Origin of the sequence: Oxalobacter paeniformigenes (assembly GCF_027158465.1) — a bacterium.
GTDB lineage: Bacteria > Pseudomonadota > Gammaproteobacteria > Burkholderiales > Burkholderiaceae_D > Oxalobacter > Oxalobacter paeniformigenes.
This window is the reverse complement of record NZ_JAMKYL010000002.1, coordinates 170,236-184,405: the sequence shown is the minus strand read 5'-3', so window position 1 is coordinate 184,405 and position 14,170 is coordinate 170,236. Positions and strand designations below refer to the sequence as shown.

At 52.6% G+C, this 14,170-nt stretch carries 15 protein-coding genes and 1 other RNA gene; 7 read left to right on the top strand and 9 right to left on the bottom strand.

The genetic code is table 11. The annotated features are described in order from the left end of the window. Positions 1–59: 59 nt before the first annotated feature. Entirely contained in the window at positions 60–656 is a 597-nt protein-coding gene (locus NAI64_RS04815) for a YqiA/YcfP family alpha/beta fold hydrolase (protein WP_269298329.1), read from the bottom strand. After that, positions 653–2,038, bottom strand: coding sequence for a UDP-N-acetylmuramate:L-alanyl-gamma-D-glutamyl-meso-diaminopimelate ligase (mpl, locus tag NAI64_RS04810; RefSeq protein ID WP_269298327.1), 1,386 nt, complete (start codon positions 2,036–2,038; stop codon positions 653–655). Before mpl ends, NAI64_RS04815 begins: the two co-directional genes overlap by 4 nt. A gap of 74 nt (positions 2,039–2,112) precedes the next feature. Here mpl and NAI64_RS04805 point away from each other — a divergent pair, with 74 nt between their 5' ends. The 7 genes from NAI64_RS04805 (at position 2,113) to NAI64_RS04775 (ending at position 8,174) form a co-directional block, all read left to right on the top strand. Further along, a complete protein-coding gene (locus NAI64_RS04805; protein ID WP_269298326.1) occupies positions 2,113–2,739 on the top strand; it encodes a hypothetical protein in 627 nt (208 codons plus the stop codon). Between the two features lie 86 nt (positions 2,740–2,825). Further along, positions 2,826–3,260 carry a type II 3-dehydroquinate dehydratase gene (gene aroQ, locus NAI64_RS04800; protein ID WP_269298323.1) on the top strand — a complete coding sequence of 145 codons (435 nt, stop codon included), beginning with the start codon at positions 2,826–2,828 and terminating at the stop codon, positions 3,258–3,260. Positions 3,261–3,295: 35 nt separating this feature from the next. Then, entirely contained in the window at positions 3,296–3,769 is a 474-nt protein-coding gene (gene accB, locus NAI64_RS04795; protein ID WP_269298321.1) for an acetyl-CoA carboxylase biotin carboxyl carrier protein, read from the top strand. A gap of 70 nt (positions 3,770–3,839) precedes the next feature. After that, positions 3,840–5,201 (top strand): acetyl-CoA carboxylase biotin carboxylase subunit, encoded by a 1,362-nt coding sequence (gene accC, locus NAI64_RS04790; protein ID WP_269298319.1) that lies wholly within the window; start codon positions 3,840–3,842, stop codon positions 5,199–5,201. A gap of 26 nt (positions 5,202–5,227) precedes the next feature. Beyond that, positions 5,228–6,136 carry a 50S ribosomal protein L11 methyltransferase gene (gene prmA / locus NAI64_RS04785; protein WP_269298317.1) on the top strand — a complete coding sequence of 303 codons (909 nt, stop codon included), beginning with the start codon at positions 5,228–5,230 and terminating at the stop codon, positions 6,134–6,136. A 12-nt stretch (positions 6,137–6,148) separates the two neighbouring features. Then, positions 6,149–7,210, top strand: coding sequence for a zinc-ribbon and DUF3426 domain-containing protein (locus tag NAI64_RS04780; protein WP_269298315.1), 1,062 nt, complete (start codon positions 6,149–6,151; stop codon positions 7,208–7,210). Between the two features lie 19 nt (positions 7,211–7,229). After that, complete coding sequence (locus NAI64_RS04775) at positions 7,230–8,174, top strand: carbohydrate kinase family protein (RefSeq protein ID WP_269298313.1); 945 nt, start codon at positions 7,230–7,232, stop codon at positions 8,172–8,174. 70 nt (positions 8,175–8,244) lie between these two features. Here NAI64_RS04775 and rpsT read toward each other — a convergent pair whose 3' ends face one another. The 7 genes from rpsT to NAI64_RS04740 form a co-directional block, all read right to left on the bottom strand. Continuing rightward, complete coding sequence (gene rpsT / locus NAI64_RS04770; RefSeq protein ID WP_269298311.1) at positions 8,245–8,517, bottom strand: 30S ribosomal protein S20; 273 nt, start codon at positions 8,515–8,517, stop codon at positions 8,245–8,247. Between the two features lie 124 nt (positions 8,518–8,641). Beyond that, positions 8,642–9,538 carry a pyridoxal-phosphate dependent enzyme gene (locus NAI64_RS04765; protein ID WP_269298309.1) on the bottom strand — a complete coding sequence of 299 codons (897 nt, stop codon included), beginning with the start codon at positions 9,536–9,538 and terminating at the stop codon, positions 8,642–8,644. Between the two features lie 6 nt (positions 9,539–9,544). Continuing rightward, the gene (gene recR, locus NAI64_RS04760) at positions 9,545–10,141 is read right to left on the bottom strand and encodes a recombination mediator RecR (protein ID WP_269298306.1); all 597 of its coding nucleotides are present in this window, start codon (positions 10,139–10,141) and stop codon (positions 9,545–9,547) included. A gap of 9 nt (positions 10,142–10,150) precedes the next feature. Beyond that, positions 10,151–10,474, bottom strand: coding sequence for a YbaB/EbfC family nucleoid-associated protein (locus tag NAI64_RS04755; RefSeq protein WP_269298304.1), 324 nt, complete (start codon positions 10,472–10,474; stop codon positions 10,151–10,153). A 12-nt stretch (positions 10,475–10,486) separates the two neighbouring features. Beyond that, positions 10,487–12,277, bottom strand: coding sequence for a DNA polymerase III subunit gamma/tau (gene dnaX / locus NAI64_RS04750; RefSeq protein WP_269298302.1), 1,791 nt, complete (start codon positions 12,275–12,277; stop codon positions 10,487–10,489). A gap of 164 nt (positions 12,278–12,441) precedes the next feature. Then, an RNA gene (ffs, locus tag NAI64_RS04745) (signal recognition particle sRNA small type) lies at positions 12,442–12,540 on the bottom strand. A gap of 44 nt (positions 12,541–12,584) precedes the next feature. Continuing rightward, positions 12,585–14,069: a UbiD family decarboxylase gene (locus tag NAI64_RS04740; protein WP_269298300.1), complete on the bottom strand. Its 1,485-nt coding sequence runs from the start codon at positions 14,067–14,069 to the stop codon at positions 12,585–12,587. Positions 14,070–14,170: the final 101 nt, after the last annotated feature.

Genomic DNA, 14,170 nt, shown 5'->3' with positions numbered 1-14,170 from the left:
CAACGCTCTGTCATTCAATATGATGTCTGCCATGCACGAAGCCGGCATCTTTCATCCTGTCAGCCTGCATACTGTTTCCCTATCCCGCAAAACGACAGCACTTTTTCGAGATAAAGCCCGAAATCGGATAAACCGTGATCTCCCCCGTCAACAATGACCTGATGCGCCCCGTGATAATGCGACTGCATCAGGCGCCAGTCCAGCAATTCATCTCCTTTTGCCGCCAAAAGCAAATATCTTGAAGGATTTGTAATGTTTTTTACCCGAATGGCTTTCAATTCACCCTCATAACGTTCACGAAAATCCAGCCATTCACATACCCTCAAATCACTTCTGTCCGGTATATCGTCCAGTATCTTGATTTGCCATGGGTCGATAACCGGATTGAGCAATACCGCCTTGCAGGCATGCTGTTCTGCCAGCCAGTGGGCATAATAACCACCAAGAGAAGAACCGATAATCGTTAGACGATCCCTCTGGCAATCACGAATGGCATTCGATACCAAATCTACTGATTCTTGTGGAGATAACGGCAGTTGCGGACAGATATAACGCCAATCACCGCCGTTCTGTTCAAGTGTCTGCGCAATGAGCTGTGCCTTGAACGAATGGGGAGACGACTTGAAACCGTGCAAATATACAATTACGCCTGTCATTTTCTGGAAAGCCTGTCGAGAATTTTCTGATGAATGCCGCCGAACCCGCCATTGCTCATAACAAGGATATGATCGCCTGATCGTGCCAATGCAGCCACACTGTCTGCCAGACTGTCCAGATCATCAAATGCACGCGCTTTTTCTCCCAGCGGCGCCAGCGTTTCCCGCAAATCCCATCCCAGTGCATTTTTGCCCGAGCGCTCGCCATAACAAAATACCAGGTCGGCATCCGCAAGACTGCCGGGCAACTTTTGCTTCATGACCCCCAGCTTCATGGTATTGGAACGCGGTTCCAGCACCGCCAGAATACGGGTATCTGCACTTCTGCCGATTTTTTTTCTCAGGCCCGCTATTGTCGTTTCGATAGCAGTCGGATGATGCGCAAAATCATCATATACGGCAATACCGCCGACGATACCACGGCATTCCATACGTCTTTTGACATTCCTGAATCGCGACAAGGCATCTATCGCCAGATCCGGCCGGATACCGACGTGCCTTGCGGCTGCAATCGCGGCCAGCGCATTGAGCCGGTTATGTTCGCCGGTCAATTCCCAGCGGACTGTTCCCTGACGAACGCCATCGAGCCACACATCGAATCCGTCATTTTCCGTATCCGAAAGCGTCCAGCCATCCGTACCGGTGCCGCCGAACCATTCCAGTTCGCTCCAGCACCCACGATCGATCACCCGTTTCAACGCCGCTTCACGCGCATTGACGATCAGACGACCATTGCCGGCCACTGTCCTGACCAGATGATGGAATTGTGTCTCGATGGCTGCAAGATCAGGGAAGATATCAGCATGATCGAACTCAAGATTGTTCAAAATCACTGTTTTTGGACGATAATGCACGAATTTGCTGCGCTTGTCGAAAAACGCGGTGTCGTATTCGTCCGCTTCTATCACGAAAAACGGTGATTCATCATTGCCATGCAAACGGGCGGAAATACCGAAATTCACGGGAACACCACCGATCAGGAACCCCGGGGCATAGCCGCAATCTTCCAGTATCCATGCCAGCATGGATGTCGTCGTCGTTTTACCGTGCGTACCTGCAACAGCAAGCACCCAGCGGTCACGCAATATATGTTCGCCGATCCACTGGGGACCCGACACATATGGCAGCCCGCGATCCAGAATAGCCTCCATCAACGGATTGCCACGTGATACGACATTGCCGATGACAAACAAATCCGGATTCAGATCAATCTGGCGTGCGTCATAGCCTTCCATGAGCTCGATTCCCTGCTCCTGGAGCTGGGTACTCATCGGCGGATAGACATTCGCGTCACAACCGGTTACTGTATGCCCTGCCGCCTTGGCCAGTACGGCCACTCCTCCCATAAAAGTTCCGCAAATACCGAGGATATGAATGTGCATGATTCTGATTCGCTCACTGAAATGAAGATTTTATCCGACAATCTGTCACTTTCGTTTGCACAGGAAACGCAAGCATGACCTACCGTTTCAACGATCTCGCCCAGCTCAGACAGGAAATCGCCATTGCCGCTGCACGCATGATAGCAGAGGAAGGAACAAGTTATGACGCCGCCAAACGCAAGGCGGCCAGACTCCTTCTTGGAAACTCACGCATAACGGGCGAAATTTTACCGGACAACCAGACAATCGAGAACGAGGTCCGCATATACAACGAACTTTTTCTCTCCGACACCCAGCCGGCCAGACTGCGGCATTTGCGCCTGCTCGCCCTACGGCTGATGAAACGACTGGAACGCTTCAATCCATATATCACTGGCGCGGTTCTTAACGGCACCGGTGGCGAACATAGCGATATTTACCTGCAAATCTTTGCCGATAACGTCAAGGACATTGAAATTTTTCTCCTGAACGAGGGTATCGAGTTCAGTGTCTCCGAATCGCCACAATCGCCAGGGAAACGCCATGCCATCGAAGTCATTCACTTTCTCTGGCACGATGAAGTCATTCATCTGACTGTGTACGATGCAGACGACATCCGCAGACCCGACCGCTTTTTCGGTCCGCATGCACAACGTGCCGATCTGGATAAATTGCGTCGTCTCATCAACGGCGACGCACGTGAAAACACCGACAAATTCTAGAAATCCGTCGTTTTTTCTTGCCTCTTTCCGTTATTTGACGGCAAAATGCTGAAAATCCAATATAAAGCGATTGTGTTTCAGGAATCATGGCAAAAAACATTCTTCTTCTGAACGGCCCGAACCTGAATTTGCTGGGTACACGGGAACCTGATATTTACGGAAGAACGACTCTCGACGATATCGTCTCCGACATGCATGCGCTTGTCGAGGCCGCCGGCGGAAAACTGTCCAGCTTCCAGAGCAATCATGAGGGAGCGCTGATCGACCGTATCCATCAGGCACAACGTGATCATGTCGACGCCATCGTCATCAACCCGGGCGGTCTGACGCATACCAGCGTGTCGCTGCGGGATGCTCTGGCAGGTGTCAACATCCCTTTCTTCGAGGTTCATATCTCGAACATTCATCAACGTGAGCCGTTCCGTCATCATTCCTATCTATCCGATATTGCCAAAGGTGTAATATGCGGTTTTGGAACCGATGGATACCGGATAGCCGTCGAATTTGCGCTCAAGCACTGATTTCCAATCATTTAACTGTTATTTGCGGGATTTTTATGGATTTACGTAAACTGAAAACGCTGATCGACCTTGTCGCCGACTCAGATATTGCCGAACTGGAAGTCACCGAGGGTGACAGCAAGGTTCGTATCGCCAAAACGTCTTCTGTACAGGGACAGCCTGTCATGGTGCAGCCGCCACAGGTCATCGCACAGCCTGCCGCAGCCGTTCCGCAGGTCAACGTCGCCACACAGGTCATCGCAGCCGATGCGGCACCGGTTCCTGCAGAACCAGAGGGCAATGTCGTCAAATCTCCGATGGTAGGCACATTCTACAGTGCGCCGGCTCCAGGCAATCCGCCTTATGTCGAAGTCGGCTCGACCGTCAAGCAGGGCGATACGCTGTGCATCATCGAAGCCATGAAACTCCTGAACGAAATCGAGGCAGAAACATCCGGCGTCATCAAACAGATTCTTGTCGAAAACGGCGAACCGGTCGAATTCGGCCAGCCTTTGTTTGTTATCGGTTAAAAGCGGTCATTTTGATCCGAACTGCTCTTTTTTCCGCTTATTTTCGATTTGCTGAGCAATCTGCCACATTATGTTTGAAAAAATCCTCATCGCCAATCGTGGCGAAATCGCATTGCGTATCCAGCGCGCATGCCGTGAAATGGGCATCAAGACCGTCGTCGTTCATTCCGAAGCCGACCGTGATGCCAAGTATGTGAAGCTGGCGGATGAATCCGTCTGTATCGGACCTGCTTCCTCTGCATTGAGTTACCTGAACATGCCGGCCATCATCAGCGCCGCCGAGGTCACCGACGCAGAGGCAATCCATCCGGGTTACGGTTTTCTTTCCGAAAATGCCGATTTTGCCGAACGTGTCGAAAAATCCGGTTTCGTCTTTATCGGCCCGCGTTCCGACTCCATTCGTATGATGGGTGACAAGGTCACGGCGAAGCAGGCCATGATCAAGGCCGGTATTCCATGCGTTCCGGGGTCCGATGGCGCATTGTCCGACGATCCGCAGGAAATCATATCCATTGCCCGCAAGATCGGATTTCCCGTGATCATCAAGGCAGCCGGCGGTGGCGGCGGTCGCGGCATGCGCGTGGTCCATACGGAAGCATCGTTGCTCAATGCCGTCACGACAACCAAAACAGAAGCTCAGGCCGCTTTCGGCAATCCGGAAGTGTATATGGAAAAATTCCTGGAAAATCCGCGCCATATCGAAATCCAGGTATTGTCAGACGATTACAAAAATGCCATCTGGCTGGGCGAACGCGATTGTTCCATGCAAAGACGCCACCAGAAAGTGATCGAGGAAGCACCGGCACCGGATATTCCACGCCGGCTGGTCGACCGCATCGGCGACCGTTGTGCCGAAGCTTGCCGCAAAATCGGTTACCGGGGCGCAGGCACCTTTGAATTCCTCTATGAGAACGGTGAATTCTATTTCATCGAAATGAATACCCGCATCCAGGTTGAACATCCGGTCACCGAACTGATTACAGGACTGGATCTGGTACAGGAACAGATACGGATCGCCGCCGGTGAAAAACTCCGTTACCGCCAGCGTGATATCCGCCTGATCGGACACGCTATCGAATGTCGCATCAACGCCGAAGATCCGTTTACCTTCATACCGTCTCCGGGAAAAATCACGTCATGGCATGCGCCTGGCGGCCCGGGGATGCGCGTGGATTCACACGTTTATGCCGGCTACAAGGTTCCGCCGTTTTATGATTCGATGATAGGCAAAATCATCGCATATGGTTCGACACGCGAACAGGCGATTCACCGCATGCAGGTTGCATTGACCGAAATGGTGGTCGAAGGCATCCAGACCAATCTGGACCTGCACCGCGAACTGATGCACGATCCCAGCTTCATCAAGGGTGGAACGAACATTCACTATCTGGAACAGAAACTCGCGGAAATGTTTCCTGAAAATGAGCACTGACAGGCCATGAACGGCCGGAGGATGTCATGAACTGGATCGAAGTTGTTGTGGAAGTGGCATTTGAAAAAACAAATGCCTTTTCGGATGCATTGCTAGATGCAGGCTCACTTTCCATCACGGTGGAAGATGCCGACGAGGGAACACCGCAGGAAAAACCGCTGTTTGACGAACCAGGTGCTGATTCAAACGATTATGCATGGGAAAGAAGCCGCGTGATCGCGCTGCTTCCTGCCGATGCACCGATCGATGAATTGCTGAAGAAAGCGTCAGATGCCTGCGAAATGCAGGAAATTCCCGGTTATTCGCTACGAGAAGTCCCTCAAGAGGATTGGGTTCGCCTGACGCAGTCGCAATTCGACCCCATTCACATCGGCGAAAAAATATGGATCGTACCAAGCTGGCATAAAGCACCGGACGAAAACGGTATCATTCTGGAGCTGGATCCCGGACTCGCATTCGGAACCGGCAGCCATCCCACGACTCGACTTTGCCTTGAATGGCTCGAAAAAAATCTGGTGTCAGGCAACACGGTTCTGGATTATGGATGTGGTTCCGGCATTCTTGCCATTGCCGCATCGAAACTGGGAGCCAGCGAAATCACCGGTGTGGATATCGACCCGCAATCCGTGCTGACATCCCGCGAAAACGCCGAACGCAATCATTGCGACATCACCTGCTATCTTCCTGACACTTTCGTTGAGTCACAGGCAAACCGCCAATACGATGTCGTCGTCGCCAATATTCTGGCCGGACCGCTGAAAACACTGGCCCCGACACTGACGCGATATATCGCTCCGGGTGGATATATGGTATTGTCCGGTATTCTTGAAGGACAGGCCGACGACGTCATCGCCGCATATGCGCCCTTTATCAGTTTGTCTGTCTGGCGCAGCCATGAAGGCTGGGTCGCACTGTCCGGTCGGCTTAACTCATGAACGATTGCAAGCATGTCACTGGCTACACGTTGCCCACACTGCAAAACCATATTCCATGTCAGCGAAGAACAGCTCAGAATGCGTGCGGGAACCGTACGTTGCGGTGTATGCCGCGAGCTGTTTAACGGTATCGACAATCTGGCCGGTCGTATTCCGAATGGCCACACGATAAACACCAGACGCGCGCCATACATGGCAGGCACACCCGTTTCGTCGCAGAATACGGTAAACACCGCCTCTGCGACGAAACCAGCAGCCACGCCCCCGTCAACTGAAGCGCTCAAGAAATCTTTCGACAAACAGCTGCAATCCCTCAGTCTGGATCTGGATACAGGTACCGAACCGGCAAAACAGGTATCATCTCACGATACAGGCAAGGTCTCCGATGAATTACGGCCGCCGTTGTCCGTCGAAAAACAGCCGTCTTCATCGTCATCCGATACAGTCATACCCCCTGTCACACCACCTTCTGCATCGCCAGTTCCGCCAATGCCACTTCCGGAAAGCGATACGGATAATGGCCGGCAAGACAACCCCTCGGCTGACGACCTCTTCCAGACCATTCATCGCAGGAAGCGCAAGTCACGCATTGCTGGCATATTCTGGCTGGCCGGTTCAATCGCTCTGGCAATCGTCTTGTGTGGACAGATCGTTTATCATTATTCTTCGAATATCGTGGCATGGTGGCCTCCTGCCAAAGGGCTGGTCGGTTCCACATGCGAATGGCTATCCTGTCCATCCGGCAACGCCACCGTATCCGGCGATACCTGGCATGTCGAATACGAAAAACCGGTTCCTGTTGAAAACGCTCCGGGTCAATTCACGCAAACCATTACCATGTTTCATGACAGCGATTCACCGAAACCATGGCCTGCACTTGTCGTGGAAATAACCGGTACGGACAACCAGATAATCTCACGCAGAGTTATCGAACCCGGTGAATATCTTGCCGAGACACAACGCACACTTGCCACATGGCCGGCAGGAGAAAAAAATCATATCCAGTTGTTGCTGTTTATCGAACAACCGCTCGATACGGCTATACACAGCCGCATCGTTCCCTTAAATCACTAAAACTTACCTGATATTGAACATGACTTCCTTAATTTGCGGATCCATGGCGTACGATACGCTCATGTCGTTTCCAGACCGTTTTTCGGAATCCATCCTTGCCGACCAGTTGCACAACATCAATGTCTGCTTTCTGGTACCGGAAATGCGGCGCGAATTCGGCGGCTGTGCAGGAAATATCGCCTACAACCTGAAACTTCTTGGCGATAATCCATTGATTATGGCAACCATCGGAATGGATGGCGGCCCCTATCTGGAAAGACTTGCCGAACTGAACATCTCACGTCGCCATATCCGTACGATCAAGAACGCCTACACTGCGCAGGCCTTCATCACGACCGACAGGAACAACAACCAGATCACCGCTTTCCATCCGGGTGCGATGGCACTGGCACATGAAAACCATATCGAGAATCTGAGCGGCGAAAACATCCAGCTCGCCATTGTGGCGCCGGACGGCAAGGAAGGCATGATACAAAATGCGAACGATTGCGCCAGACTGGGAATCCCGTTCATTTTCGACCCGGGGCAGCAACTGCCGACATTCAGCCGCAATGAATTGCGGCATTTCATCGAACTGGCATCCTATGTCGCCGTCAACGAATACGAAGGCGAAATGCTTGCCCAGCAATGCGGTTGGTCGACGGCCGAAATCACCTCCCGTGTCGATGCCTTTATCGTGACTTGTGCGGAACGTGGCGCCGTTATCCATCAGGGCAACGAGCATCTGATCATTCCAGGCGTCAAGGCAGAACGTGAAGCCGATCCGACCGGATGCGGTGATGCATTCCGCGCCGGGTTGATTTATGGATTGACCCACGGTATGGATATGATGACGAGCGGACGTCTCGGCAGCCTGATGGGCGCCATCAAGATCGCGTATGATGGCCCGCAAAACCACAAATTGACCGCTACCGAAATCGCAGACCGCTTCGAAAAAGAATTCGGTTATCGCTATCGGCAATAAACAAGTTCAGGCGCGTCTGTCACCAGACGCGCCTGCCATTGGATACTGCGAAAAAAACCGGAGATATTTCTCAGGCTGCGGCAGACATTGCCTTCAGGGCTGCTGCCAGACGGCTCTTGTGGCGAGCTGCCTTGTTTTTGTGGATACGTTTCTTGTCTGCGATCCGGTCGATGGTCGAGACAGTCTTTACAAATACGGAAGCCGCGACTTCCTTGTCACCGGCAGCAATTGCCTTCTTGGCAGCCTTGATTGCCGTACGCAATGCGGAACGCTGACTCGAATTGTGCGCATTCTGCTTGACTGCCTGACGAGCGCGTTTACGCGCCTGAGCTGTATTAGCCATAAATTTCCCTAAAAACCTGTTAGTTGTTTGTTTACGCGCTGACTTCGCAATACAAAATTTGTGTAGCCTTTTATTTTATAGGATACAAGACCTTATGACAATGCCTGTGTTGTACTTATGCCCTTCAGACCGGGAAAAAACCCGAAGAAAAGTAACGGTCCCCTCTGTCTGCGATCATGAACACGATTGTGGCGTGTCTGGCACTCTCCGACAAATTCAGTGCAACTTCGCAGGCACAAGCCGATGACAACCCGCAAAAAACCCCTTCGTCTTTCGCCAGTTTTCTGGCGCGATATTCTGCACAGGCTTGTCCTACCGACTCGATTTTGTCTATCCTTTTTTTTTCATAAATCGCAGGACGCTGGTTTTCTGGCCACCGGTTCATGCCTGAAATCTGCGCATTGCCTTCCGGTTCCACACCGATTACCCGTATTTTCCGGTTACGTTCTTTCAAATAGCGCGATACCCCCATAATAGTGCCCGACGTACCGATACTGCACACAAAATGTGTGATCTGCCCCTTTGTCGCGGCCCAGATTTCAGGCCCTGTCGTCCTGTAATGTGCCATCGGGTTCGCAGGATTGCTGAACTGGTCCAGCATCACCCCTTTCCCCTCGGACGCCATTTGCAACGCAAGATCCCGCGCATACTGCAAGCCGCCGCTTTGCGGCGTCAGAATGATTTCCGCGCCATACACCCCCATGCTTTGCTGCTTGAAGAGCGCGGTATTCTCCGGCATGATCAGGATACAGCGATATCCCCTGGCTGCCGCCTGCATCGCCAGCGCGATACCGGTATTGCCCTTGCTGGCCTCGATCAGTGTATCTCCCGGATGAATGGCGCCACTCGCTTCCGCCTCCTCGATCATCGATTTGACGACACGATCCTTGATGGATGCCGACGGATTGACACACTCCCATTTCCCGAAAATGAGATTGCCCCTGTTTCTGGCTGACTCCGACAACGATCGACGCAATTCGATCAGTGGAGTCGCTCCGGTTGTTTCTTCTATGGTCGTCATAGGGTATCAGGTCAAACGTCTGTCAAGAAAAGCTCGTGCGATGGTTCCGACATCCACATATTCGAGTTCCGCTCCGACGGGAACGCCTCTGGCCAGACGACTGACACGCAAACCGCGTGCCTTGAGCATTTCACCGATGTAATGCGCAGTCGCTTCACCTTCATTATTGAAACTGGTCGCCAGAATGACTTCCTTGACCACACCGTCTGTCGCTCGTTCGATCAGCTTGTCGAAGCGGATTTCTTTCGGACCGATACCGTCAAGCGGCGAAAGGCTGCCCATCAGAACAAAATAGTAACCGCGAAACGTCAGCGTTTGTTCGATCATCATCTGATCAGCCGGTGTTTCCGTTACGCACAGCAGTGAAGCGTCCCGTTCGGGATCACGACACATGTCGCATATTTCGTCTTCCGTAAAGGTATTGCAACGTACACAATGCCTGACACGGTTTGCCGCATCGGACAAGGCTTTGCTCAACTCAAGAGCGCCATCACGGTCATGCTGCAAAAGATGATATGCGATCCGCTGTGCAGACTTCGGACCGATTCCCGGCAAATGGCGCAGCGCCTGTACCAGATTCTGTAGAGACGAAAGCGGTTTCACGGCATCCTATCAGAACGGCATCTTGAATCCCGGCGGCATGGCCAGGCCTGCAGAAAGACTGGCCATTTTTTCCTGTGTCGTCGCTTCCGCCTTGCGGACAGCATCGTTAAATGCAGCCGTTACCAGATCTTCCAGCATTTCCTTGTCATCGCTCATCAACGCAGGATCGATGGATACGCGCGAAACGTAGAATTTGCAGCTCATCAGAACGGATACCATACCTGCTCCCGATTGTCCTTCCACAATCGTCTTGCCCAGTTCTTCCTGCATTCTTTCCATGTTCTGCTGCATTGCCTGCGCCTGTTTCATCAGACCAGCGAGTTGGTTTTTCATAGTCACTTTCCGTTAAAGAGGTTTAATCGATCCTTCGACAATATGACCGCCGAATACATCCGTCAGATTCCGTATATACGGATCGTTCTTCATCGCTTCTTCAGCCTGCTTTTGCCTTTCGGCACGCGCCCTTGCCGCATTGCGGCTGACTGTCGCTTCCACCTTGCCGGTTTCCGTCGTGATCGCGACTGGACACCCGAAATGTTCTTCGAGTACCGATGCCAGTTTTCCCACATAATTCGGCGCGCATAATGTCACGGCAGGCGATTTCAGATGGATAAGCATTCCGCCATCCTTTTCTTCCCATCGCACCAGTTCCGTCTGCTGTGCCAGCTGCTGAACCAGACCGCGTACCGGCAACCCCGCTGCCAGCGTCGGCCAATCGCCATCCCACACCGGAGAACGTTTTTTTTCAGATTGCGATACCGCAGGCACCGTATCCTGCTTTGCCAGACCGCCTGCCGTCACGACTTCCTTTTCCGGTCTGGCGGTTTCCGCAACGCAGGCACCTGCCGCACGCCCCAGTTCCGCTGACACGGCAACCGCTGCGCTCTTTCGCGGCATATTCACCATCGTCCGTGCAGCCGGTTGCGGCATATCATCCGTTTTTGCGTCACCGACAGTGGCATACTGTGTTCTGTCTGCAGATGCCACAACCGTTTTTTTCACCGCTGCCCGAACATTTTCCGTTTTACGTGCCGGACGGTTCACGCTCCGATCATCCGGCAAAAACGCCAGCATTCGCAACAGCGTCATGGAAAAACCGGCGTATTCATCAGGCGCCAGTCCCAGCTCATCGCGCCCGTGAATCGCGATCTGGTAATAAAGCTGTATTTCTTCCGGAGAAAATGCATTGGCAAAGCGAGACAAATCGGCATGGTCAGGCAATTCTTCCGACAAATAATCCGGCACCTGCTGGATGATCGCGATCCGGTGCAACAACGTCCCCAGATCCTGGAGCGCCGTATTGTAAGAAAGACTGCGCGCCGCCATTTCATCGGCGACGGAAAGCAATCCCGCACCGTCGCGAGCTGCCAGACAGTCCAGCAAACGTACCAGATAGGTCTGATCCAGCGCGCCCAGCATGTCCTGGACCGCCTGCGCCGTCACATTACCTGCCGTATAGGCAATCGCCTGATCCGTCAGCGACAACGCATCACGCATGGAACCATGAGCCCCCTTGGCCAACAACTGGAGCGCCGTTTTTTCGCAGGCAATTCCCTCTTTCGCCAGAATACCTTCCAGATGCGTCACGATCTGCGGCACCGGCATTTGTTTGAGATTGAATTGCAGGCAACGGGAAAGAACCGTTACCGGAATTTTCTGCGGATCGGTCGTCGCCAGAATGAATTTGACATATTCCGGCGGTTCCTCGAGCGTTTTCAGCATGGCATTGAAAGCCTGCTGGGTCAGCATATGCACTTCGTCGATCATGTAGACCTTGAAACGTGCAGCCGTCGGTGCATAAACCGCCTGTTCCAGAATCTGTAGCATGTCGGCGATGCCACGGTTGGATGCAGCATCCATTTCGACATAATCGACAAAACGGTCCGAATCGATCGCCCTGCATGCTTCGCAGGTCCCACAGGGAGATGCCGTGATGCCTTTTTCGCAATTGAGCGATTTGGCCAGGATTCTGGACAATGTCGTTTTACCGATACCACGTGTACCGGTAAACAAATAGGCATGATGCAAGCGCCCACTTTCAAGCGCGTGCGTCAGGGCACGGACAACGTGATCCTGTCCGACGATACTTTCGAAATCCTTCGGACGATATTTTCGTGCAAGAACCAAATATGACATGGTGGAAATTGTACCTTATTGCTCCCGGTTTCCATACTGGCAAGCCTACCTGTCTTGCGCAGGCACATTTTTCCGGAACCCACTGAACATTCCGCCACGCACCGTTCGTCAGCACCATTCCGGCATCGCACAAAACAGGGAAATACGAAAGACGTAACAAAAGAAAAGGCGAGCCTTGACTGCGGCACTCACGGAGGTTGGCTGTGGCTGCTTCGTTCCCGACCTGACCAGATTCACCATTCCGCGATGCGCAGGGGCCCGCCTGCGTGCATTGTACAGCAATCCGTGGTTTGCGCAAAAAACAATGTCACAACGCCAGCTTTTCCCAGAGCGCATCCACCTTCTTTTGCACGGCATCATCCATGACAATGCGTTTTCCCCAAATCCGAGAGGTTTCCTCCTTCCATTTGTTCGTGGCATCGATCCCCATCTTGCCGCCCAATCCGCTGACCGGCGAGGCGAAGTCCAGATAATCGATCGGTGTATTGTCAACCAGCAGCGTATCGCGTACCGGATCGACACGTGTCGAAATGGCCCAGAGCACATCCGCCCAGTTGCGAATATCGATATCTTCATCAACGACAATAATGAACTTGGTATACAAGAACTGGCGCAAAAAACTCCAGATCCCGAACATCACACGCCGTGCATGGCCAGGATAGGCTTTCCGGATTTTCGCGATGGCGAACCGGTAGCTGCATGTTTCGGCCGGCAAATAAAAATCGGCGATTTCCGGAAACTGTTTTTGCAAAAGCGGTACGAACACTTCATTGAGCGCCAGCCCCAGCATGGCAGGCTCGTCAGGCGGACGCCCTGTATAGGTCGACAGATACACGGGATTGCGGCGCATGGTGATCCGCTCGATGGTCATGACCGGGAACCAGTCCTGTTCATTGTAATAACCGGTATGGTCGCCGAACGGCCCTTCTAGCGCATGCTCATATCCCGTTTCATGACTTTCATCCGGCAAGATATGCCCTTCCAGCACGATTTCCGCATTGGCCGGAACGAACAAATCACTGCCGATCGTTTTCACCAGTTCAGTACGCCCGCCCCGGAGCAAACCCGCGAACTGGTATTCCGACAAATCGTCCGGTATCGGCGTCACCGCACTAAGCATGGTCGCGGGATCTGCCCCAATCACCACGGCGACAGGGAAAGGGCGTCCCTTGTTCACCATCCGGTATTCCCTGAAATCCTGCGCACCACCCCGATGCGGCAGCCATCGCATGATGACTTTGTTCGCACCGATCACCTGTTGACGATAAACGCCAAGATTCTGCCGTTTCTTGCCCGGCCCCCTCGTCACTACCAGTCCCCAGGTAATGAGCGGCCCCGCATCTTCCGGCCAACAAGTCTGGACAGGCAACCGCCCCATATCCACATCGTTCCCCTCCAGTATGATGTCATGACAGGCAGCATCCTTCCGTTCTTTCGGACGCATATCCAGAACGGATTTCAGCATCGCTCCCATACCGACTATTTCAGACAATTTTTCGGGGCGTTCCGGCTCCTTCAGTGAAGCCAGAAACTGTCCGGTACGCCTCAGATCCTGAACGGTTTCACCCCCCATCGCCCTGACAATGCGCGACACACTTCCGAAAAGATTGGTCAGAACCGGCATGTCATAACCTGACGGATTTCTGAAAAGCAATGCAGGCCCCTGCCGCTCCAGCACCCGGCGCGAAATCTCGGTCATTTCAAGACAAGGCGATACGGCATCGGTGATTTCTTTCAATTCACCATCCGCCGCCAACTGGCTCATATAGTCCCTCAGGTCACGATATTTCATTTATTTTTTCTCTTGATGTCCCGCTTTTATTTTTTCACAGATTGCACAACAACTATATGATTCAAAAGGAAATTTTTATTATTCCTTTCTTCTGTGTAATT